The 20,986-nt window shown below is 49.6% G+C and carries 23 protein-coding genes and 1 other RNA gene; 16 read left to right on the top strand and 8 right to left on the bottom strand.

What is annotated here, in order from left to right:
* Nucleotides 1-5: 5 nt before the first annotated feature.
* Both XMD530_RS05565 and hemC read right to left on the bottom strand, forming a co-directional pair.
* The gene (locus XMD530_RS05565; RefSeq protein ID WP_173498297.1) at nt 6-767 is read right to left on the bottom strand and encodes a uroporphyrinogen-III synthase; all 762 of its coding nucleotides are present in this window, start codon (nt 765-767) and stop codon (nt 6-8) included.
* Complete coding sequence (gene hemC, locus XMD530_RS05560; protein WP_173481768.1) at nt 751-1,683, bottom strand: hydroxymethylbilane synthase; 933 nt, start codon at nt 1,681-1,683, stop codon at nt 751-753. The genes XMD530_RS05565 and hemC overlap by 17 nt, the downstream gene beginning before the upstream one ends.
* A gap of 165 nt (nt 1,684-1,848) precedes the next feature.
* Between hemC and argH the strand changes: the two genes are divergently transcribed.
* Nucleotides 1,849-3,246 (top strand): argininosuccinate lyase, encoded by a 1,398-nt coding sequence (gene argH / locus XMD530_RS05555; protein ID WP_173498296.1) that lies wholly within the window; start codon nt 1,849-1,851, stop codon nt 3,244-3,246.
* 61 nt (nt 3,247-3,307) lie between these two features.
* Here argH and XMD530_RS05550 read toward each other — a convergent pair whose 3' ends face one another.
* Complete coding sequence (locus XMD530_RS05550) at nt 3,308-3,820, bottom strand: glycine cleavage system protein R (protein ID WP_173484091.1); 513 nt, start codon at nt 3,818-3,820, stop codon at nt 3,308-3,310.
* A 93-nt stretch (nt 3,821-3,913) separates the two neighbouring features.
* Here XMD530_RS05550 and XMD530_RS05545 point away from each other — a divergent pair, with 93 nt between their 5' ends.
* The gene (locus tag XMD530_RS05545) at nt 3,914-4,831 is read left to right on the top strand and encodes an AEC family transporter (protein ID WP_173498295.1); all 918 of its coding nucleotides are present in this window, start codon (nt 3,914-3,916) and stop codon (nt 4,829-4,831) included.
* A 197-nt stretch (nt 4,832-5,028) separates the two neighbouring features.
* Here XMD530_RS05545 and XMD530_RS05540 read toward each other — a convergent pair whose 3' ends face one another.
* The 4 genes from XMD530_RS05540 to XMD530_RS05525 form a co-directional block, all read right to left on the bottom strand.
* Nucleotides 5,029-5,622, bottom strand: a complete 594-nt coding sequence (locus XMD530_RS05540) for a 5-formyltetrahydrofolate cyclo-ligase (protein WP_173482545.1) — start codon at nt 5,620-5,622, stop codon at nt 5,029-5,031.
* 5 nt (nt 5,623-5,627) lie between these two features.
* A non-coding RNA gene (ssrS, locus tag XMD530_RS05535) (6S RNA) lies at nt 5,628-5,806 on the bottom strand.
* 51 nt (nt 5,807-5,857) lie between these two features.
* Nucleotides 5,858-6,139, bottom strand: a complete 282-nt coding sequence (locus XMD530_RS05530; RefSeq protein WP_173482544.1) for a cell division protein ZapA — start codon at nt 6,137-6,139, stop codon at nt 5,858-5,860.
* Nucleotides 6,136-6,345: a TIGR02449 family protein gene (locus XMD530_RS05525; RefSeq protein WP_173482543.1), complete on the bottom strand. Its 210-nt coding sequence runs from the start codon at nt 6,343-6,345 to the stop codon at nt 6,136-6,138. Before XMD530_RS05525 ends, XMD530_RS05530 begins: the two co-directional genes overlap by 4 nt.
* 187 nt (nt 6,346-6,532) lie before the next feature.
* Here XMD530_RS05525 and XMD530_RS05520 point away from each other — a divergent pair, with 187 nt between their 5' ends.
* The 8 genes from XMD530_RS05520 to XMD530_RS05485 all read left to right on the top strand — a co-directional run bounded on the left by XMD530_RS05520 (nt 6,533) and on the right by XMD530_RS05485 (nt 14,375).
* The gene (locus XMD530_RS05520) at nt 6,533-7,096 is read left to right on the top strand and encodes a UPF0149 family protein (protein ID WP_173481775.1); all 564 of its coding nucleotides are present in this window, start codon (nt 6,533-6,535) and stop codon (nt 7,094-7,096) included.
* On the top strand, nt 7,096-8,409 hold the full coding sequence (gene pepP, locus XMD530_RS05515; RefSeq protein ID WP_173506869.1) for a Xaa-Pro aminopeptidase: 1,314 nt from the start codon (nt 7,096-7,098) through the stop codon (nt 8,407-8,409). The genes XMD530_RS05520 and pepP overlap by 1 nt, the downstream gene beginning before the upstream one ends.
* Nucleotides 8,402-9,658 (top strand): 2-octaprenyl-6-methoxyphenyl hydroxylase, encoded by a 1,257-nt coding sequence (ubiH, locus tag XMD530_RS05510; protein ID WP_371731530.1) that lies wholly within the window; start codon nt 8,402-8,404, stop codon nt 9,656-9,658. Before pepP ends, ubiH begins: the two co-directional genes overlap by 8 nt.
* A complete protein-coding gene (locus XMD530_RS05505; RefSeq protein ID WP_254442857.1) occupies nt 9,651-10,943 on the top strand; it encodes a UbiH/UbiF/VisC/COQ6 family ubiquinone biosynthesis hydroxylase in 1,293 nt (430 codons plus the stop codon). The genes ubiH and XMD530_RS05505 overlap by 8 nt, the downstream gene beginning before the upstream one ends.
* Nucleotides 10,944-11,025: 82 nt before the next feature.
* The gene (gene gcvT, locus XMD530_RS05500) at nt 11,026-12,129 is read left to right on the top strand and encodes a glycine cleavage system aminomethyltransferase GcvT (protein WP_173506868.1); all 1,104 of its coding nucleotides are present in this window, start codon (nt 11,026-11,028) and stop codon (nt 12,127-12,129) included.
* Between the two features lie 19 nt (nt 12,130-12,148).
* A complete protein-coding gene (gcvH, locus tag XMD530_RS05495; protein ID WP_173481779.1) occupies nt 12,149-12,538 on the top strand; it encodes a glycine cleavage system protein GcvH in 390 nt (129 codons plus the stop codon).
* A gap of 77 nt (nt 12,539-12,615) precedes the next feature.
* A complete protein-coding gene (locus tag XMD530_RS05490) occupies nt 12,616-13,812 on the top strand; it encodes a class I SAM-dependent rRNA methyltransferase (protein WP_173481780.1) in 1,197 nt (398 codons plus the stop codon).
* Between the two features lie 146 nt (nt 13,813-13,958).
* Nucleotides 13,959-14,375, top strand: coding sequence for a CBS domain-containing protein (locus XMD530_RS05485; RefSeq protein ID WP_173481781.1), 417 nt, complete (start codon nt 13,959-13,961; stop codon nt 14,373-14,375).
* 15 nt (nt 14,376-14,390) lie between these two features.
* Here the strand turns inward: XMD530_RS05485 and XMD530_RS05480 are convergent, their stop codons facing one another.
* Entirely contained in the window at nt 14,391-15,050 is a 660-nt protein-coding gene (locus tag XMD530_RS05480) for an HAD family phosphatase (protein ID WP_173481815.1), read from the bottom strand.
* A gap of 140 nt (nt 15,051-15,190) precedes the next feature.
* Here XMD530_RS05480 and rppH point away from each other — a divergent pair, with 140 nt between their 5' ends.
* The 6 genes from rppH to XMD530_RS05450 are packed head-to-tail and all read left to right on the top strand — an operon-like array spanning nt 15,191 to nt 20,984.
* Complete coding sequence (rppH, locus tag XMD530_RS05475) at nt 15,191-15,676, top strand: RNA pyrophosphohydrolase (protein ID WP_173481782.1); 486 nt, start codon at nt 15,191-15,193, stop codon at nt 15,674-15,676.
* Between the two features lie 33 nt (nt 15,677-15,709).
* Entirely contained in the window at nt 15,710-18,004 is a 2,295-nt protein-coding gene (ptsP, locus tag XMD530_RS05470) for a phosphoenolpyruvate--protein phosphotransferase (protein ID WP_173506959.1), read from the top strand.
* Nucleotides 18,005-18,814 carry a sulfite exporter TauE/SafE family protein gene (locus XMD530_RS05465; RefSeq protein WP_173481783.1) on the top strand — a complete coding sequence of 270 codons (810 nt, stop codon included), beginning with the start codon at nt 18,005-18,007 and terminating at the stop codon, nt 18,812-18,814. It abuts the gene before it with no gap.
* Nucleotides 18,814-19,593, top strand: coding sequence for a prolipoprotein diacylglyceryl transferase (gene lgt / locus XMD530_RS05460; RefSeq protein WP_173481817.1), 780 nt, complete (start codon nt 18,814-18,816; stop codon nt 19,591-19,593). Before XMD530_RS05465 ends, lgt begins: the two co-directional genes overlap by 1 nt.
* Nucleotides 19,594-19,607: 14 nt before the next feature.
* Entirely contained in the window at nt 19,608-20,459 is an 852-nt protein-coding gene (locus XMD530_RS05455) for a thymidylate synthase (protein WP_173481784.1), read from the top strand.
* 12 nt (nt 20,460-20,471) lie between these two features.
* Nucleotides 20,472-20,984: a dihydrofolate reductase gene (locus XMD530_RS05450; protein ID WP_173481785.1), complete on the top strand. Its 513-nt coding sequence runs from the start codon at nt 20,472-20,474 to the stop codon at nt 20,982-20,984.
* The last annotated feature ends 2 nt before the right edge of the window (nt 20,985-20,986 follow it).

Raw genomic sequence — 20,986 nt, 5'->3', positions numbered from 1 at the left:
CTTTATTAAAATCGCTGCTCTAGGGCCGCGATCATGGCACTGTCATCAGCACCTTCTGCGACTGTGATATCGGTAAAACCTAAGGTATTTCCCAGATCGGCAACACGCTGACTGGGAACAAAAATGGGTGTATCGGCAAACATGCCCCACTCATCGGCAAGCTTCGCTAAATGCTCTAACGCTTCGCCACTACTGATGAGTATAGCGCCTGGTGCCTGTTTAAAACATTCTGAAAGTTCAGCGTCAGTGTATTCGGGCATTTGGCGTTGGTATAGGCTGATGGTTTCAACTTTTGCACCGCGCTCGACTAGAGTCTCTTCTAGGAGTGTTCTACCGCCAACGCCTTTGAATATTAGGATTCGTTCTCCAGAGGGTTGTGCAAATGCAGGCAGTGTTAAAAGGGCTTCAGAATCGAGCCCTTCATTAGTATTGGCATGAATCTCATAACTGGCCAATTCTTCAGCCGTCCCTTTGCCGATGGCGTGCCACTGCACCCCAATAGGCAGTTGAGGCCAGAGTTGATCGAGTAGATCAATGGCAATACTGGCTGCATTACGGCTGACAACGATGACGTGTTGATAGAGGTCGAGATCCAGTAGTTTGCTTTGCAGACCAGGGGTAGATGGGTTCTCTAGCTCTTCAGGAATGATCTCGAGAAGAGGCAGTGGGATAGGCGTAAAGCCTCTCTTTTTCAGGGCAGACGTTAGCGCGCCCTGCATGGCTGCCGGGCGCGTAGTTAGTACGCTGGGTTTAGCCGCGCTCGGCATACACCTGCTCTAGAATCTCACCGGCACCTGCTGCAAGGAGCTTTTCAGCCAACTCAATCCCCAAGGCTTCGGCACTCTCTTTGTGACCACGAATCTCATCGCGCAATACCAGTGTGCCATCAGGGCGACCGACTAGGCCGCGTAACCAGAGTTGATCGCCTTCCAGTTCGGCATAGCAACCGATTGGAACCTGACAGCCGCCCTCTAGGCGTTTGTTCATAGCGCGTTCGGCAATGACACGAGCCGCCGTTTCGTCGTGGTTCAGTGGTGCTAACAGAGCCTGAGTCTCTAGATCATCCATTCGACACTCGATACCGACTGCGCCTTGGCCACCCGCGGGAAGACTCTCGGTAGAGTCGATTTGATGTTTAATGCGATCTTTCAGCTCAAGGCGAATCAGTCCGGCTGATGCAAGGATAATGGCGTCATATTCACCGGCATCGAGTTTTCCAAGGCGGGTCTGAACATTGCCACGCAAGGTTTTGATCTCTAAATCAGGACGGCGTTCACGCAGTTGCACCTCGCGACGAAGCGATGAGGTACCCACCACAGCCCCCTGCGGCAGTTCATCAAAGTGGTTGTAAGTATTGCTGACAAACGCATCCGTTGGTGTTTCTCGCTCACAGATAACAGACAATCCTAGCCCCTCTGGAAACTCCATCGGTACATCTTTCATTGAATGCACGGCGATATCAGCGCGTCCTTCCAGCATGGAGACTTCTAACTCTTTAACGAACAGGCCTTTGCCGCCGATTTTGGCGAGAGGGGTATCCAAAATCTTATCGCCGCGGGTCACCATAGTAACTAGCTCAACGTTAAGATCGGAATGTAGCTCTTCAAGACGGGCTTTTACGAATTCTGCTTGCCATAAAGCGAGTAAGCTCTGGCGAGTCGCAATGCGGAGTGTGCGTGACATGAAACTTCCAAATAGAGATCTTTTTTTCGAATTTTCTAAGTGTATCAGATGTCTCTACTAAATTGAGCGTCCGGACGGGTTATTAGATCGGCTGAGAGTGCTATAATCGCGCCACTATTTTATGCGGTGTCATCCACCGAGACAGTTTCAAGAGAGGTAAATGAGATGAGTGATCAAACGAACCAGCAGTGGGGTGGTCGTTTTAGTGAGGCAACCGATGCGTTTGTGGCTCGATTCACAGCCTCTGTTGATTTTGATCAGCGTCTCTATCGCCAAGACATTCAGGGCTCTATTGCGCATGCACGCATGCTGACCAAAGTGGGTGTTCTGACTGAAGATGAGCGCGATGCAATCATTAAAGGTCTGGGTGAGATTCGCATTGAGATTGAACGTGGTGAGTTCGAATGGTCTGTTGCACTGGAAGATGTGCACATGAACATTGAAGCGGCACTGACTAAGAAGATTGGCATTACCGGTAAAAAGCTGCATACCGGACGTTCGCGTAACGACCAAGTAGCGACCGATATCCGCCTCTACATGCGTGATGAGATTGACCAGATACTGTCTGAAATCACGCGTCTGCAAGCGGGTCTTTTGGATCTGGCTGAGCGCAATGCTGACACAATCATGCCTGGCTTCACTCACCTGCAAACGGCACAACCTGTTACCTTTGGTCACCACCTGTTGGCCTGGTACGAGATGCTTTGTCGTGATTACGAGCGTTTTGCGGATTGTCGTAAGCGTGTCAATGTGATGCCACTCGGTGCCGCGGCTTTGGCCGGTACGACCTACCCAATCGATCGTCACTACACTGCAGAGCTTCTAGATTTTACGATGCCAGCTCGCAACTCATTAGATGCTGTGTCAGATCGTGATTTCGCGATTGAATTCTGTGCTGCTTCAAGCGTGTTGCTGATGCACATGACTCGTATGTCAGAAGAGTTGGTGCTTTGGACCTCTGCACAGTTCAACTTTATCAATCTTCCAGATCGCTTCTGCACCGGCTCTTCAATCATGCCACAGAAGAAGAACCCAGACGTGCCTGAGCTGGTACGTGGTAAATCGGGCCGTGTTTACGGACATCTGATGTCGTTGCTGACGTTGATGAAGTCACAACCGCTGGCGTACAACAAAGACAACCAAGAGGATAAAGAGCCTTTGTTTGATGCTGTCGATACGGTTCAAGGCTGTCTGCGCGCGTTTGGTGATATGGTGCCTGCGATTGAGGCTCGTCCTGAAGAGATGCGCGAAGCGGCTCGCCGTGGTTTCTCTACCGCAACGGACTTGGCTGACTACCTAGTGCGTGCAGGTGTTGCCTTTCGTGATGCCCATGAAATCGTTGGGCTGTCGGTGGCTTATGGTATTAAAACAGGCAAAGATCTATCCGATATGACTCTTGAAGAGCTACGTCAGTTCTCAGATCAGATTCATGAAGATGTCTTTGAAGTGTTAACCCTTGAGGGCTCGGTGGCCGCTCGTGACCATATTGGTGGTACAGCACCTAACCAAGTTCGTTTGGCGGTTGCGGCGGGTCGAAACGAGTTGGCGAAACGCGCTGAGTAATATTCGGCGCTGCTAAACCAAAAAAACTGCCTACGGGCAGTTTTTTGGTTTTAGGGTCTCGTTATGCAAAGGTGATGTCGACCATCAGATCGGATGCGATCTCTTCAAGAGCTGCTTGTACGCTGTCTAAATCAACGCTTTTCGGTACTTGCAGTTCACCTTTGGCTTTAAACAAAAGCTCAGATGACATAGAGCCGGGTGTCAGTTCGGTTTCTAAACTGGCGAGGTTAACGCCCAGTAGCGACAAGGTATTGGAGATATCACGAACGATACCCTGTTTGTCATGTCCAACCAGATCAAGCGTCACGGTTTCATACTCGGTATCACTCTCTTGACTGTTGCTGACTTCACAAGAGACGCGAATGCCTTGCTCTTTTAGGTCGTCTAATGCGCGAGTTAAACCATCTAAGTTTGCGGTAGGTACATCAACCACTACAACGCCCGCGAATTTACCCGCCAGTTGCGATAGACTGGATTCAGACCAGTTGCCTTGGTGCTCTGAGATGGCTGCAGAGATAAGGTTTACCAATCCTGGTTTATCATCAGCAATAAAGCTGAGCACTAAAGATTTCATTGTCGTCGCTCCACAGATAGGATGCTCTAAAGCATGATCGTTACTAGATTTGTCTCAAAGACTAGCACTTTGTTTGGCAAGAGTGCATAACTGATGGATATTTTTGCGGCCCTTTGGCCTGTCTTCGCACTTCTGTTGTTAGGTGTGTTGATCAATCGAGTCCAGTTCGTGGATCACAACTTTTGGAACGGCGCAGAGAAGATCATCTACTACCTCTGCTTCCCAGCCCTGTTAGTGACACGGCTGGCCGCGGCTGACTTTAATGGCAGTGAATCTCTGGTGTTGATTGAAGCGGTGCTACTACTTCTAGCGCTAGGCTCGCTGTTCTTACTCGCGTTGCAGAGGCTTTTCAAATTCAGTGCGGCTTCATTTACTTCGGTTTACCAAGGCGGACTGCGTTTTAACACCTACATCACACTGGCTATTGCTGCGAGCCTGATTCCCGGTAAGGGGTTAGTGATTGCGGCGATCATCGCCTCCGTCATGATCCCTCTGCTCAATCTACTCTGTGTGTTGGTGTTTGCCCTCTACAGCGATAAACGCCCCTCTGTTTTAACTGTGTTGAAACAGATATTGAGCAATCCACTGATTCTTGCCTGTCTGCTGGGTTTGGCGCTGAACCTCTCTAAGTTGGGCATACCTTCTCTTGTTACACCGGTGTTGGAACTGTTGGCTCAGGTTGCCTTACCGCTAGGTCTGTTGGCGGTGGGTGCGGGGATCAATTTAAAGGCGATGCGATCTTCAGGGTTACCGCTGATGATGGGCGTTGCTGCTCGATTAATCGTTATGCCTCTACTGGCAGTGGCGGTTGGTGCGATGCTTCAACTCTCATCAGAGTCGCTGCTGATTTTTATGGTGTTTGCGTCGGTACCAACGGCTTCAGCGGCCTATATTCTTGCAAAACAGCTGAATGGAGATGCGCCTTTGGTTGCAAATATTCTCTCTGCACAGACTCTGTTATCGATGCTGACATTGCCGGTGGCGCTATCCTTGCCGAGCCTGATTTTGTGAATTGATATTAATTTTGAAATTTTTTTGAACTTATTTTGAACTTTTTTCTGATGCTGAGGTCTTACTTAATAAGCCTCCTAGTTTCAGTTCAAAATATGAAAATGAAACAATCTCCAGACCTATTACTGCTACTCACGGTTACCTTAGTAACCAGAGTTGCAGTGACCGGGTTGATCCAATCGATCTAATCTCACTCTTTAAGCAATATAGCGTCCCTTGTCAGTCGCAATGCCGTGCATTGGAACGTCCCAAGGTTGTATCGGTAGCTTCTCAACCTTTTGCAGGTCGTGTGCCACGCCAATGAGTTTAGGGCCGTGCATGAACCCTTTTTTCTGTGTGAATTCGAAGGTTCGATCGTAGTAACCGCCCCCCATGCCCATGCGTCCACCTTGCTGATCAAATGCAACCAGCGGCATCAGTACTAGATCCACTGCCCAGGCAGGAGAGTGTGAGCGCTTTAATTTTGGCTCCCAAATCTTGTAGCGATTTTGGTTCATTGAGGTGTTGGGTTGATATTGAGTAAACCAGAGTCGATTGTGTCGAACCGGATGCAGTACCGGCAGGTAGACCGATTTCTTAAGTTTCCAACACAACTTGATGAGCGGTTGAAGATCGATTTCACCATCGTTAGCTAGGTAAACGGCAATGCGTTTAGCGCGATGAAAGTAGGGGGCTTTTCTTAGTTGGTGAACTAATGAGAGTGCAGCACGCTTCTGCTGTTTACTGGAGAGCGCACGACGTGCTCGACGTTTCTCAAGACGAATGGTTTTTCTATCTTCGATACTGAGCATAGAGAAAAGACCCCAGGATGCCGGTGGTGTTCTTGGCCCTGAACCCGAAGGTTCAGAGTGGATACGAGTATAGATATATTAGGCTTTCCGCACGCGGACATGCTCACAATACCTATTCCCCGCATCCGGGAAAATGATTATCGGCTCGAGGGACTTGAACAACTGTCGAACATCCCAGGGTTGAGTTAATTATAACCCTATGAAGCCGCTATTAAAGGGTTTAAGACCGGAAAAACTATGAAAATTTTGCAAGCGTCGCGTCGATCTTATCGATCAACTGCTTGGATTCATCGTTTGAGCTCGCTTCGGCTTTTGATGAGTTCAAATTGTCATAACTCAGGTTGAGAGCCGCCATCACTGCGATACGTTCCATGCCCAGTAGTTTGCCACTGCTAGAGATCTCACGCATTTTCTCGTCCAAGTTTTCTGCTGCAGCAATAAGGCCTGCCTCAGCACCGGCTGGGCAGCTAAGTGTGTACTCTTTATCAAGAAGGGCAACGGTCAGTGTGTTACTCATGAGCTTTTCTCCAAAACACGAAGGCGATTTAGCATCGATTCAACACGACTACGGGTGCCCTCATGTATTTTGAGTAGCTGAGCACGCTCCTCTTTCAACTTCAGGTTCTGTGTCTGTAAGTGACGATTCTGCTCATCCAACTTTTGTACCAACTCGATCAATTGATCCACTTTGGTGGCGAGCGTTGATGGGTTTACTTCTGACATTGACTGCCTCGAACGTTTTGAATTCCGACCATATTAGCAGGCAGTTGCATTGGGTCAATGTTCTGCATAGCTCCAAAGGCCGCAAAGTGCTAGGATCATCCCCAATAAATGCTCTTGAAAGCGGTCGTCTTAAACGCCCTCTGAATAGCATCTGAACCTTTATTTCTACCGTAATAAGTGAGAGTCGATGAGCGCGCCAGATTTTGATCAACTAGCCAATTTAATGATTGAAGAGGGGGCTATCGCCTTTTCACCCTCTGAGTTACATGGCGCGATCGTTGGGCAGCTCACCGCCGCTAAACGTTTTGATAAAGCGAGTCTTGAGGCGTTTTGTGTCACTCAAATGGATATCACTCGTATCGCTCTTGAGAGCAGCAGCGAAAAGTTGATGGCACTCTACACCCAGATTTTAGAACAGCTGGAATCATCCGCTTTTGAGTTGGCCATTTTACTACCGGATGATGAGCAACCTCTGGCTGAGCGTGCAGAGCAGTTAGGCCTTTGGGTGACTGGGTTCCTAGCAGGTTTTGGCATGGCGATTGGCGATCAAGGGCAACATCTCTCTAATGATGCGCAAGATGGTCTTAAAGATCTGGTGCAAATTGCGCAAATTGAGGCGGACGGCCAGGCCGAAGAGGACGAGAATCTCCTGATGGAGGTGGAAGAGTACGTTCGTATGGCTGCCATGCTGCTATTTAGTGAATGTAATAAAGCGGAGTCTACTGAGTCTGATAAACCGGTAATGCACTGATGAAAATTGATCTCTCAATCTACAAAGAGCGTCGAGCTAAACTGCTCTCTGAGTTACCTGACAATTCGGTCATGATTATCGCTGCGGCCTCTTTGGTCAGCCGCAACGCCGACGCTGAGTTTCCGTTTAGGCAGTCGAGTGATTTCTACTACCTTACGGGATTTAATGAACCGGATGGTTTGTTGCTGCTTAAGCCAAGTTCAGATCAGCCGGTGGTACTGTTCTGTCAGCCACGTGATCCTGAAATGGAGATCTGGACTGGTTACCGAGCAGGTCCAGAGGGTTGCATTGAGACCTTTGGCGCGGATGCTGCATACAATCTTTCAGAGATTGATCAACAGCTTCCCAGCCTAATCGATGGCGTTGATCAGCTGTTCTACCCGTTAGCACGCGATGCTGCATTGGACTCCCGGGTAAAAGGTTGGATTCAGGATCTGGCTAAACGTGTTCGAGCGGGCGCTGAAGTTCCCAAGGCTTTGAGTGATTCAGATCCTATTTTGCATGAGATGCGTCTGTTTAAATCCGATGCTGAGATCGCCATCATGCAGCGAGCGGCCGATATCTCTGCAGAGGCTCATGTTAAAGCGATGCAGCAGTGCCGGGTTGGCATGAATGAGTACCAACTGGAAGCGATTATTCAGAGTCACTGCATGGCTGAGGGTGCTCGTTTTCAAGCTTACACGCCTATTGTGGCGGCAGGGAAAAATGCCTGTATTCTTCACTATATCGACAACGATCAGCCCATTAATGAGGGTGATCTCATTCTGATAGATGCAGGTTGTGAATTGGATAACTATGCCAGTGACATTACCCGGACTTTCCCTGCTAACGGCCAGTTCAGCGAAGAGCAGCGTGCCATCTATCAGTTGGTCTTAGACGCCAACAAAGCCTGCATTGACGCGGTCAAACCGGGTTGTAATTGGGACTCTCTGCATCAGTTGTCTGTCGAAATATTGACTAAAGGGTTGGTTGAGCTCGGTTTGCTGTCGGGTGAGGTGGATCAGTTAATTGAATCGGGCGCTTATCGTCGATTCTATATGCACCGCATTGGGCACTGGTTAGGTATGGATGTTCATGATGTTGGCTCCTACCGTGTAGAGGGTGAGTGGCGCGAGCTTTCTCCTGGCATTGTTACGACCATTGAGCCGGGTCTCTACATCGCCCCCGATGATCACACCGTCGAAGAGCGCTGGCGCGGCATCGGTGTTCGCATCGAAGATGATGTTTTGGTAACAGAAGAGGGTGCGCGAGTTTTAACCTCTGCAGTACCCAAAGAGATTGATGAGATAGAGGCATTGATGCGCCGTGCATGAATCGCAGTTTGATCTAATCATTTGTGGTGGTGGCATGGTGGGCGCCAGTTTAGTCGCTGCGTTAACACCTTCTGCCAAATCCTTAGGTCTTAAGATCGCTCTTGTTGAGCAGAGCCCTATGCAGGCTAAGCCCAATCCTCAGTTTCAGCCCAGCTTTGATGCACGCTCTACCGCATTGGCTTATGGATCCCGAACCGCCTTTGAGTCTATGGGTGTGTGGGAGCTTCTCTATGAACACCTGACTCCCATCGATCGGATCCATGTTTCTGACCGAGGACGCTGGGGTCAAACGACCATGAGTGCTGAGCAGGAGCGCGTCGACGCACTGGGCTATGTTGTCGAGAACCACTGGTTAGGTCAGGTGTTAATGAGCTCGGTACTGGCCGCGCGCGATCAGGTCGAACTCTATTCGCCGGCAACCGTTGAATCGGTTGAGTGGGTGGAGGGTCAGCGTCATGTAGTGATAGATCAAGATGGTGAGTCGATAACCTTAACAGCACCACTGGTGGTCATGGCGGATGGTGGACGTTCTGAGCTGAGACAACGTATGGGTATTGAGTATCGCCAGACCCCCTATCATCAGCATGCATTGATTGCCAACGTCGAAATTGATCGCCCTCATGATGGCATCGCCTATGAACGTTTTACCGAAAATGGCCCCATTGCACTGCTTCCGATCGAGGATCACGAAGGGCGCCATCGAATGGGGTTGGTGTGGACGCTGTCTGACGATCAGGTCAATTCCCGCATGGGGCAGATCGATCAGCAATTTTTGGCCGATCTTCAACAAGCCTTTGGATATCGTGCCGGTCGCTTGATTGGAGTGGGTGAGCGATTCTCCTACCCACTGCATTTAACCTTGGCTGATGAGCAGGTTCGCCGTGGTTTGGTGGTTCTTGGTAATGCCGCTCATGCTCTGCACCCCATTGCAGGTCAGGGGTTCAACCTAGCCTTGCGCGGTGTTTGTGAGTTAGCGGAGCGGATTATTCTGGCCAAGCAAGCGGGCCAAGATATTGGTGCATTAGCCATGTTGGAGGAGTTCATTGACGGGCGCCGAAAAGATCAAAGTCGTACGATCGGGTTTGGCGACTCTGCATTGAAAATCTTTAGCTCTACTAATCCTGCCCTCCGTTTGGGTCGAAGCTTGGCATTGCAAACCCTCGACTTGATTCCATCGGCGCGCACTCTATTGGCGAGGGCTGCAATGGGTTTGGATACTCCGGCAGCGAGGTTAAAGTCCAATGACTGATAAAAATGCTATTCGCTCAATGGACGTTGCCATTGCTGGTGCAGGTATGACCGGCTTGGCAGCGGCGATTCAACTGGCGGATCTTGGTTTGAAGGTTGAGGTGTTGGATCAGTTTGGTATGGATCTGTCGACCATTGATGATCAGGCTGCTCAACTCATGCAGGGGGCTTTTGATTCTCGTGTGAGTGCACTCACACTGGCCTCAGTCGAGTTACTGAAATCCTTGGGAGCTTGGTCGCATATTCTTAGCTGGCGAGCAGAACCCTATGAGAAAATGCATGTCTGGGACGGTGAAACGCGTGGCGAGGTCGATTTTGACTGTTTTGATATTCACGAGAAGCAGTTGGGCTTTATCGTAGAGAATCGCCTGGTTGTTTTAGGTCTATTAAAAGCGGCACTTGACCGTGCAAATCTTAAGCTCAATTTCGCCTCACGTATTAAAACACTGGGGCGATTCCAAGAGTCTAGTCGACTCATAGAGCTCGAAGATGGTGATCTTTTATCTGCGCAGCTTGTGGTAGGTGCTGACGGTGCCCACTCAAATACACGTAAGCAGTTGGGTCTGGCTACTCATGAGTGGGACTATGGTCAGCATGCCGTTGTGGCAACGCTTGAGATGACTCGGCCTCATCAACACACCTGTTGGCAGCGGTTTACAGAGGATGGCCCTCTTGCACTGCTCCCTCTTAAGACCGCAAGCGCTCATCATGTCTCGTTGGTCTGGTCGACCTCGCCTAAACATGCAGCAGAACTATTAGAGATGGATCAGGATGCCTTTTGTGCAGCCGTCAGCTTTGGTTCGCGTGATGTGTTGGGCCGAGTGGCGTCGGCAACTGGTATTCAAAAGGTTCCGTTAAGACAGCGTCACGCCAAGCACTATGCTGTTGAGGGAGGAGTACTGATCGGCGATGCTGCACACACGATCCACCCGCTTGCAGGGCAGGGTGTCAATTTAGGTTTTTTGGACAGCGCTGCGCTCAACGACGTGATTGCTCAGGCACAGATGCGTCGTGAGCCGATCGGTGATGCGAAGGTGTTAAAGCGTTATGAGCGTTCAAGGCAGATGAGTAACCTGCGCATGAGCGCGGTGATGGAAGGGTTTAGGCGTCTATTTGCTCCACAACCAGCTCCGATCGAATGGGCGCGCAGTGTTGGTATGCGTCTTTTCAATCGCGTTGAGCCAATTAAGCAGCACATTATGTCAGAAGCGATGGGCCTTTCCGGCGATCTACCGACTCGGATGCGACGAGCAGCGTCGGCAAGCGTTGATCAAAGATTGAACTAAACCCATTTTAGGGTAAACTTCTTGTCCCTTTTTGAAACTCCGCAGAGAAGCGGAGTTTATTGATTGAATAACAGGACTGTAAATGGGACACAAAACTCCACTCTATGAGTTGCACGCATCAATGGGCGGTAAGCTTGTCGATTTCGGCGGTTGGGATATGCCATTGCACTATGGTTCTCAGCTAGAAGAGCACAATATCGTGCGCCAAGATGCAGGTATGTTCGATGTGTCGCACATGACCATTGTTGACGTATCAGGTCAGGAATCACGTAAGTATCTTCAATATCTTGTGGCTAATGATGTCGCGCGTTTAGAAGTTAAAGGTAAGGCGCTCTATACAGCCATGCTCAATGAGCAGGGCGGCATTATCGATGATCTCATTATCTACTTGATGACCGAAAATGGCTCCTCTAACGAGTGGTACCGCTTGGTGGTTAACTGTGCGACGCGTGAGAAAGATTTGGCCTGGATGGCGGATCGAGCGATCGGTTTTGATGTGACGTTAAATGAGCAACCTGAGTTGGCCATGGTCGCTGTGCAGGGTCCTAAGGCGCGTGCAAAAGTCGCTGCGCTTCTTGGTGGATCGCGTGAGCAGGCCATTAACGAACTATCGGTCTTCCAAGGGTTTGAGTCGGAAGGTTGGTTTATTGCCCGCACTGGTTATACCGGTGAAGATGGTCTTGAGATCATGGTGCCTGATGATGAAGTTGCTCAGTTTTGGTCTGCACTGGCTGAAGCGGGTGTCGCACCTTGTGGCTTAGGTGCGCGTGATACGCTTCGCCTGGAGGCGGGTATGAATCTATACGGCAGCGATATGACCGATTCTGTGACTCCGTTAGAGTCCGGCATTGCATGGTCGGTGGCGTTTGAACCATCTGATCGACAGTTTGTCGGTCGTGAGGTTCTTGATCAGCAAAAAGCGAATGGCGGCTACGATAAGTTAGTGGGCTTGGTGCTTGAAACAAGAGGTGTCTTAAGAGGGCATCAGCGTGTTATTGTTGACGGTGTTGGTGAGGGTGAAATTACCAGTGGTACATTCTCCCCAACCTTAGGCTTCTCGGTCGCTCTGGCTCGAGTGCCTGCCGGTACTGGTGCTGCTGCGAAAGTTGAAATGCGTGGAAAAGAGATCGACGTTCGAGTCGTCCGTCCGCCTTTCGTCCGCAACGGCAAAAAAGTTTTTGAATAATCAGATCAGGTGATAAAAGATGAGTAACGTTCCTGGCGAATTGAAGTATGTAAGCAGCCACGAGTGGATCCGTGTTGAGGGTGATGGCACTGTAACGATTGGTGTTACAGACCACGCGCAAGAAGCACTGGGCGATGTGGTATTTGTTGAGTTGCCTGACATCGATGCAGAGGTGTCTGCTGGTGATGACGCAGGTGTGGTTGAGTCTGTAAAAGCAGCATCTGATATCTATGCACCGGTTAGCGGTGTTGTCGTTGCGGTTAACGATGATCTTGAAGATGCACCAGAGATGGTTAACAGCGACCCTTATGGTGATGGCTGGTTCTTCAAACTTAAACTGACTGATGAGAGTGAATTGGATGACCTTCTAAGCGCTGACGAATACTCAGCTGCTTGCGAAGAAGAGTAATCTGATCTGACTAAAACCCCGGTTGGCTTGAAAGTTTCAATGCCAACCGGGGTATTTTTATTTTTGGTAATCGCTAGATGAAAGCAAAATCTTTAGTTCTACAGCAGGGTGCAGATCGCCGTCTTCGTGGAGGACACGTCTGGATCTACAGTAATGAGGTGGACAATAAAGCCTCACCCCTGAAAAATTTTGAGGTGGGAGAGCAGGTCCAGGTTGTAGATTCCCAAGGTCGCCCAAGAGGCAGTGCGATTATCAACCCCAATACCTTGATCTGTGGTCGTCTGTTTAGTCGTGATCCAGAGCAAGAGCTCGATCGCTCGCTGATTGTGCACCGTCTCAACATCGCACTGTCTTTGCGCGAGATGAGTTTTGATCAGCCCTGCTACCGCTTAGTGTATGGCGATTCGGACGGTCTACCTGGCCTAGTGATCGATCGATACTACGATATCTTTGTGATACAGATTTCGACGGCAGGGATGGAGAAGGTTCAGCATCATGTGATTGATGCCTTGAACAAGGTCTTTATGCCGGCCGCCATTGTGTTGCGTAATGACGGTAAGTTCCGTGAAACCGAAGGTCTTGAGGCCTACGTTGAGGTGGTTCAAGGTGAAGTCGGCGATCTGTCACCACTGTCTGAAAATGGCGTTAACCTAGTTGCACCCCTGTTGACGGGGCAAAAAACAGGTTGGTTCTACGATCACCGTGAAAACCGAGCACGTATGCAGACGATGGTGAAGGGTAAAAAGGTCCTTGATCTGTTCAGTTATGTGGGTGGCTGGGGTGCTCAAGCACTGGCTGCCGGCGCGTCTGAAGTGGCCTGTGTTGATGCGTCTGCAGGCGCACTGGAAGTGGCTGAAGAGAATGCGCGTCTACAAAATGCTCTGCCGAAATTTAGAGCTCTGCAAGGCGATGCCTTCGATATCTGTAAAACACTGGTAGCTGATAAAGAGCGCTTTGATGTGGTGATCGTCGATCCACCTGCCTTTATTATGCGCAAAAAAGACATTCGTAATGGTGAGCGTGCTTATGCACGTATCAACAACTTTGCGATGCGTCTGCTGAAGCGTGGTGGTGTGTTGGTATCGGCATCATGCTCAATGCACCTGCAGACAGACCGTCTAGTCGATATGCTACGGACCAACAGTCGTGAGCTGGATCGTCAGGGGCAAATTTTCGCACAGGGCTATCAGGGAGCGGATCACCCTATTCACCCAGCGATTCCTGAAACTGAGTATCTGAAAGCTTATTTCATGCGCTTATTGGCGAATGAGTGATCAGAATTTATGGAAGAGAAAAACGGAGCCCTAGCTCCGTTTTTTTGTGCCAGATCATTTGATTGATTATCTCTTAAGTCTGAGTGTGGAAAAAATTGGATTTTGAACCACAATTAAAGTGTGACTCTAATCAATAGGAGAGAGTAATGTTTTCCCAGAAACTGGTTTCAGATCTAATGGATGCTTCGGTCGTGCCTCTGCAAGAGTCTGCCTCTTTGGAGGTGGCGGTTGCCCACCTTGTTGATTCTAACTACCCGGGTCTGCCCGTTGTTAACACTGAGGGCAAAATTTCAGGATTCTTGTCAGAGCATGACTGCCTGCGCTACCTCATCTCAAGTAGCTACTATCTTGATGATCGCACCTGTGTCAGCGATATCATGTATCGCCAACCACTGACGGTCTCTCCTAAAGAGACGCTGTTGCAGCTGGCTGAGCGCATGGAAGGTGGTAAGCCTAAGGTTTACCCAGTCTGTGAAGAGGGTAAGTTGCTTGGAATAGTAACCCGTAAAAATGTGATGCGTGCACTTAATGACACGCTGGCGAATACCAAAAAATCCGCTTAAAACAGTTGCGTAGGATTAGCGGCGAAGATCAAGGATCGGCCAGCCGCGCTGCTGAGCTTCAGCTGTTAGTCGTTCGTCTGGGTTAACGGCTACGGCGCGTTCTACCTGCTCAAGCAGAGGTAGATCGTTGATTGAATCGCTGTAGAAGTGGCTGCCAGAGAGGTTGGCGTTGTGCTCTTTGAGCCACTCGTTGAGTCGGGTAACTTTGCCAGATTGGAAGCAGGGTGTGCCCGCTATTTTTCCTGTGTATGCACCATTGAGCTGTTCTGGCTCAGTGGCAAGAAACTCATCTACCTCTAAGCGTTTAGCAATGGGTCCTGTGACAAAGCTGTTGGTCGCGGTGATGATCATCAGCCTATCTCCCGCGGCGCGGTGTGTTGCTAAGAGCTCTTCAGCCTTAGGCAGGATGATCGGCTCAATAACCTCGGACATGAATTCGTTGTGCCACTGATCTAGTTGAGCTTTGCTGTGCTCTGTCAGTGGTTTTAACGCAAACTCGAGAAATTCGTTGATATCCATCGTACCCGCTTTGTACTGTTCAAAAAAGCGATCATTTGCGGCTCGGTAGGCGGTCTCATCAACAATGCCTTTTTGACACAAAAACTCCCCCCATGCGTGATCACTGTCGCCGTTGAGTAGGGTGTTATCCAGATCAAAAATAGCCAAGGGTTTCATAAGGTTCTCGTGTTTAGGATTCGCTGCAGAGAATACGGGTGTCTGAGCTGACTGGCAAGACACTGTGAATAGTCTATTTCTTAAAAGTTGGTACTGTGGAACAATAGGACCATAAGTTAAAGTTTTTTAAGGAAAACAAAGTGATCGATTCAGATGGGTTTAGACCGAATGTAGGTATCATTTTGGTTAACTCGCTGGGTCAAGTTCTGTGGGCGCGTCGTTGTGGTCAAGATGCGTGGCAGTTTCCACAAGGTGGAATCAATGCGGATGAGACCGCTGAACAAGCCATGTATCGTGAACTCCATGAAGAGATCGGCCTAACGAAAAAGGATGTGGAGATCCTCGGCGTTACCCGTGGTTGGTTAAGGTATCGTCTGCCAAAACGCATGATTCGTCGTAATCAGTTTCCACTCTGTATAGGTCAAAAACAGAAGTGGTTTATGTTGCGCATGTTGAGTCGTGACGAGGCAGTGAAAATCGACTGTTCGGACACCCCAGAATTTGATGGTTGGCGATGGGTGAGTTATTGGTACCCAGTAGGGCAAGTCGTCTCATTTAAAAAAGAGGTTTATCGTAAAGCGATGCGGGAGTTATCTCCTCGTTTGACACGTATCGTTAAACGCTAGACACACAATGTCTAAAAGGAGTCGCACATGAGCATGCTCGCTCGATTGCGTCAGATTGTGCAGGAAGTAGGCAGTGAGTCCGATCTTGAGTCGGTACTTTCCCTTACTGTGCGTCGCATTCGTGAGACAATGTCGACTGAAGTGTGCTCCATCTACCTAACCGATACGCAAACGAATCGTTATGTGCTTCGTGCCACCGAGGGTTTGAATCAGGACGCGGTGGGTAAAGTCTCTCTATCCTCGACTGAGGGTATCGTGGGTTTAGTCGGTTCTCGTGCAGAACCGATCAACCTTGAAGATGCCTTCACTCACCCTTCGGTTGTCTATCTACAATCGACCGGTGAGGAGCGCTTCCACGCCTTCCTTGGTGTGCCGATTATCCATCAGCGTAAAGTGCACGGTGTGTTGGTTGTTCAGCAGCGGGAAGTTCGACGCTTTGATGAGTCTGAAGAGGCTTTCATGGTTACTCTGTCGGCTCAGCTCGCTGGCGTGATTGCCCATGCCGAGGCCACCGGCTCCATTCTTGATGTTTTTGCTGCCGCTAAACAGGATGATGAGCCTGTCACGGCGAAGCGTTTTGTCGGTATCGCTGGCGCACCCGGTGTCGCTATCGGTAATGTCTATGTGGCAACGCTCTCTGCAGATCTACGCAGTGTGCCTGACAAGCCGGCCAATGATATCCAGGCAGAACTGCAAGATTTCGAACACGCCCTGGTTCAAGTGCGGGAAGATATTCAGAAGGTCTCTGACTCTCTAGCGACGCGCCTTAGAACAGAGGAGCAGGCGCTCTTCGAAGTCTACCTCCGTATGCTGGATGACAATGCCATTCCAAGTGAAGTGCGAACTAAGATTGAGGCAGGAAACTGGGCTCAGGGTGCGCTTCGGGAAGTTATTCAAGCTCATGTTAGGCAGTTCTCCGATATGGAGGACCCCTACTTGCGCGAGCGGGCAACTGACATTCGTGACTTAGGTCGTCGTCTGCTCTCGGCAATGCAACAAGAGGGGGCTGAACGGGTTCCTGATTTCCCAGATAACACGGTTTTGATTGCCGATGACCTTTCGCCGGCTATGCTCGGTTTGGTGCCTGAAGATAAGTTGGTCGGTATGGTGTCTGTGACCGGCTCTGGCTCCTCACATGCCGCCATATTGGCTCGTTCAATGGGTATTCCAACGCTGATGGGTGTGGTTGAGCTGCCCTATACCAAGCTTGATGGTCGTCAGGTTATTGTCGATGGCTACTCAGGCAGGATCTACGTTGACCCGACAGATGATCTGTTAGAAGCCTACAGCTCTATTCTCAAAGAGGAGCGAGCGATTGAGGCTAACCTGGATCAACTTCGCGACCTTCCCGCTGAGACACAAGATGGTTTCAATCAGACGTTATGGGTTAATACCGGTCTGACGGCAGATGTGGAGCGTGCGGTTAAACGCGGTGCTGAAGGTATCGGACTCTATCGTACAGAAATTCCGTTTATGATTAGGGATACTTTTCCTTCTGAACTAGAGCAAGCGGACAGTTACCGTCGTCAACTGGAAGCCTTTGCCCCCAAACCTGTAACCATGCGCACCCTAGATATTGGTGGTGATAAGGCGTTGCCCTATTTCCCAATTGAGGAAGAGAACCCATTCCTTGGTTGGCGAGGCATTCGTGTCACCTTAGATCATCCCGAGATCTTCCTTGTTCAGGTGCGTGCTATGTTGCGGGCATCTGAGGGGCTCAATAACTTAAGGATCATGCTGCCAATGATCAGCAGTGTTCAAGAGGTGGAAGCGGCGCTGGAGCAGATTAATCAGGCGTTCAACGAGTTGTTGGAGGAGGGGTTGGATCTTCAGAAGCCTGAGATTGGCGTCATGATTGAAGTGCCCGCTGCGGTCTATCAAATTGGCCGTTTTGCGCCTTTGATCGATTTTGTCTCAGTCGGTTCTAATGATTTGACTCAGTATCTGCTCGCAGTTGATCGCAATAATCCGCGTGTTGCTGATCTCTACACCACCTATCACCCATCGGTGTTGCAGGCACTGCAGTTGATTGCTAATGAGGCGCACAAATACCAGAAACAGGTCTCTATCTGTGGTGAGATGGCGGCCGATCCCGGCGGTGCGTTGCTGTTGATGGCGATGGGTTATGACGTGCTTTCAATGAACTCGACCAACTTACCTAAAGTTAAGTTGGCGATTCGCAGTGTTGAATATAAAGATGCAGCGTTGCTTTTAGGGCAGGTGATGAAAATGGATGAGTCTTCAGATATTCACCTATTGCTTCGTGAAACGCTTCAAAACGCGGGTCTGACACAGTTGACGCGTCCCGTTCTTCCAGGAAACGATTAGATGATAGAGACATTAATTACCTACCTAGTTCTAGGTTCGGTGGCTGGCGTTGTGGCTGGGCTCTTTGGTATTGGTGGCGGTCTTTTGATCGTCCCCGTTCTTATCTTTAGCTTTACGGCTCAGGCGATGCCAGAGGTCGTTGTGACCCACGCTGCAGTAGCGACTTCACTTGCAACCATTGTGGTTACCTCGATCAGTTCGGTACTGGCGCATAATAAACGCGGTGCGGTTCGCTTTGATCAGTTTAAGCCGCTCGCTGTCGGTGTTGCCGTTGGTGCTATGGTCGGTGTTTGGATCGCTGATCAGTTAAGTGGTGATAATCTTCAAATCATCTTTGGAGTTTTTGCCTGTATGGTCGCAGTGCAGATGGCTTTCGATTTGAAGCCGCGTCAGGGTAAAAGCACGCCTGAAAACTTAGAGTTGGGTGTTGCGGGTTCAGTCATTGGTGGAGCCTCCTCTATTTTTGGTATCGGCGGTGGTACCTTGACGGTGCCCTACTTGACCGCTCGAGGCAGTGAGATGCGTGAAGCAGTCGGCACTTCAGCCGCAGTCGGTTTGCCCATCGCGCTGTTCAGTGCTCTGGCTTATATCTGGGCCGGCCAAGATGCGGCGGGTATGCCTGCCTATAGTGTTGGCTACATCTATCTGCCAGCCTTTGTGGGCATTGCGATTGCCAGTTCACAGTTTGCTCGAGTCGGTGCGAAATTGGCGCACTCTCTGCCACAAAAACACCTGAAAAAGATCTTTGCCATCTTCTTAATGGTCATTGGTGTTCGTTTCTTGCTGATTAACTTGATGGGGTTGGCGTGATCTGGACTCATGATATTGACCCAGTTGCGGTCGGCTTTGGTGCGCTTCAAATTCATTGGTACGGCATTATGTACCTGCTCGCATTCGGTTCGGCCTATTGGTTGGGTACTGTTCAAGCAAAGCGAACCGGTCTATGGAGCGAAAAGCAGCTTTCTGATCTGATTTTTTATGGTGCTCTAGGTGTCATTCTTGGTGGCCGAGTCGGTTATGTCCTTTTCTACCACTTTGACTACTTCTTAGAAAATCCCCTCTGGTTATTCCATGTTTGGGAAGGGGGGATGTCCTTCCATGGTGGTTTGTTAGGGGTGGTTGCTGTCATTCTCTGGTTCTCTAAAAGTCAGGGTAAATCGCTTTTCGAGATCGGTGATTTTGTCGCCCCGCTCGTGCCTTTAGGTTTGGCTGCTGGCAGGATGGGTAACTTCATCGGTGGTGAGTTGTGGGGGCGTGCCACTGATCAGACCTGGGGTGTGATCTTTCCACGTGCCAACGACCTGTTAGCTAGACACCCTTCGCAGCTTTATGAGGCGCTGCTCGAAGGTATTGTTCTGTTCTCAATTGTCTGGATCTACTCAATGAAACCGCGCAAGTTGGGGTCGGTTTCAGGGCTCTTTTTGTTAGGTTACGGCCTTGCTCGTAGCGCTGTAGAGTTCTTTAGGGAGCCGGATGCGCATCTTGGCTTTATTGGGTTTGATGTTTTAACAATGGGTCAGTTACTCTCTCTACCCATGATTTTGATTGGGCTTTATCTGCTTATGCGCCCAGTTGCGTCGAAAAATTAATCTAAGGTTATTGGATGAAACAGTATTTAGAGTTGTGCCAACGCATCATTGATGAAGGCGTCTGGGTGGGTAATGAGCGCACCGGTAAGCGTTGTTTAACAGTGATTGATGCCAATCTTGAATATGATGTCGCGGGCAATCAGTTCCCGCTCGTCACAACGCGCAAGAGTTTTTACAAAGCGGCTATTGCTGAGCTATTGGGTTACCTACGTGGATACGATAGTGCGGCTCAGTTTCGTGATATTGGCTGTAATACGTGGAATGCTAACGCAAACGAGAATGGTGCTTGGTTGAATAATCCTGCTCGTAAAGGTGAGGATGACATGGGGCGTGTTTACGGAGTGCAGGGTCGTCAGTGGATGGCGTCCGATGGCAGCGTCACCGATCAGCTTAAGAAGATTGTTGATAACCTCTCTAAAGGGATCGATGATCGCGGCGAAATCCTGACCTTCTACAACCCGGGTGAGTTTCATCTTGGTTGTCTGCGTCCTTGTATGCATACCCACACCTTTTCGCTATTGGGTGATCAGCTCTTTTTAACATCCTATCAGCGCAGTTGTGATGTGCCGCTGGGCCTCAATTTTAATCAGGTTCAGGTCTATGTGTTGTTGGCGTTGATGGCCCAGATAACCGGTCATAAACCAGGTAAGGCGTATCATAAGATCGTCAATGCGCACATCTATGAAGATCAGTTGGAGTTGATGCGTGACGTGCAGCTTAAGCGCGAACCTTTCCCTAGCCCGCAGTTAAAGATCAATCCCGATATTAAATCGCTTGAGGATATCGAAACCTGGGTGACAACGGATGACTTTGAAGTGGTTGGCTATCAGTACCATGACGCCATTCAATACCCATTTTCTGTATAAGTAGGAGAGGTTATGAGATTAGCTTTAATCGTCGCTCAGGGTTTAAATCGCGTTATTGGTAATGACAATAAACTGCCTTGGTACCTACCTGAAGATCTGCGTTATTTCAAAGAGGTGACCATGGGTAAGCCCATTATTATGGGTCGCAAAACCTTTGAGTCGATTGGCAAGCCTCTGCCAGGTCGTTTGAATATCGTCATTACACGAGATTCGAATTGGAGTGCTGAAGGTGTCAAAATCGTGGCAAGCCTAGAAGAGGCTATCGAGGTCGGTGAGGCACAGGCTATGATCGATGGGGTAGAGGAGGCTGTCATTATTGGTGGTGCTCAGATCTATGCACAATCGCTACCTCTTGTTGATCGTCTCTACCTGACACAGGTAGAGGCTGAACCCGAGGGTGATGCTCATTTTCCTGAAATTGACTACGGCCAGTGGCAAGAGTTGGGTCGTCAATCTTTTCCTGCCGGCGATCAGCCGAACCGCTACCCCTACGCATTCATCGTCTACGACCGCAGCGAGGCGTAACC

The organism is Marinobacterium sp. xm-d-530, from assembly GCF_013283365.1.
GTDB lineage: Bacteria > Pseudomonadota > Gammaproteobacteria > Pseudomonadales > Balneatricaceae > Marinobacterium_E.
The sequence above is the reverse complement of the archived record's forward strand: the minus strand, read 5'-3'. Positions and strand labels throughout refer to the sequence as shown.

Bases quoted from the DNA above. Each gene is read 5' to 3' on its own strand.
- pepP (WP_173506869.1), top strand. From the start codon at position 7,096: ATGAAAATTGATCTCTCAATCTACAAAGAGCGTCGAGCTAAACTGCTC.
- XMD530_RS05540 (WP_173482545.1), bottom strand. From the start codon at position 5,622: ATGCTCAGTATCGAAGATAGAAAAACCATTCGTCTTGAGAAACGTCGA.
- XMD530_RS05520 (WP_173481775.1), top strand. From the start codon at position 6,533: ATGAGCGCGCCAGATTTTGATCAACTAGCCAATTTAATGATTGAAGAG.
- XMD530_RS05480 (WP_173481815.1), bottom strand. From the start codon at position 15,050: ATGAAACCCTTGGCTATTTTTGATCTGGATAACACCCTACTCAACGGC.
- XMD530_RS05450 (WP_173481785.1), top strand. From the start codon at position 20,472: ATGAGATTAGCTTTAATCGTCGCTCAGGGTTTAAATCGCGTTATTGGT.
- XMD530_RS05530 (WP_173482544.1), bottom strand. From the start codon at position 6,139: ATGAGTAACACACTGACCGTTGCCCTTCTTGATAAAGAGTACACACTT.
- XMD530_RS05550 (WP_173484091.1), bottom strand. From the start codon at position 3,820: ATGAAATCTTTAGTGCTCAGCTTTATTGCTGATGATAAACCAGGATTG.
- XMD530_RS05545 (WP_173498295.1), top strand. From the start codon at position 3,914: ATGGATATTTTTGCGGCCCTTTGGCCTGTCTTCGCACTTCTGTTGTTA.
- XMD530_RS05485 (WP_173481781.1), top strand. From the start codon at position 13,959: ATGTTTTCCCAGAAACTGGTTTCAGATCTAATGGATGCTTCGGTCGTG.
- XMD530_RS05490 (WP_173481780.1), top strand. From the start codon at position 12,616: ATGAAAGCAAAATCTTTAGTTCTACAGCAGGGTGCAGATCGCCGTCTT.
- XMD530_RS05525 (WP_173482543.1), bottom strand. From the start codon at position 6,345: ATGTCAGAAGTAAACCCATCAACGCTCGCCACCAAAGTGGATCAATTG.
- ptsP (WP_173506959.1), top strand. From the start codon at position 15,710: ATGCTCGCTCGATTGCGTCAGATTGTGCAGGAAGTAGGCAGTGAGTCC.
- XMD530_RS05565 (WP_173498297.1), bottom strand. From the start codon at position 767: ATGCCGAGCGCGGCTAAACCCAGCGTACTAACTACGCGCCCGGCAGCC.
- argH (WP_173498296.1), top strand. From the start codon at position 1,849: ATGAGTGATCAAACGAACCAGCAGTGGGGTGGTCGTTTTAGTGAGGCA.
- XMD530_RS05505 (WP_254442857.1), top strand. From the start codon at position 9,651: ATGACTGATAAAAATGCTATTCGCTCAATGGACGTTGCCATTGCTGGT.
- XMD530_RS05455 (WP_173481784.1), top strand. From the start codon at position 19,608: ATGAAACAGTATTTAGAGTTGTGCCAACGCATCATTGATGAAGGCGTC.
- XMD530_RS05465 (WP_173481783.1), top strand. From the start codon at position 18,005: ATGATAGAGACATTAATTACCTACCTAGTTCTAGGTTCGGTGGCTGGC.
- gcvH (WP_173481779.1), top strand. From the start codon at position 12,149: ATGAGTAACGTTCCTGGCGAATTGAAGTATGTAAGCAGCCACGAGTGG.
- gcvT (WP_173506868.1), top strand. From the start codon at position 11,026: ATGGGACACAAAACTCCACTCTATGAGTTGCACGCATCAATGGGCGGT.
- hemC (WP_173481768.1), bottom strand. From the start codon at position 1,683: ATGTCACGCACACTCCGCATTGCGACTCGCCAGAGCTTACTCGCTTTA.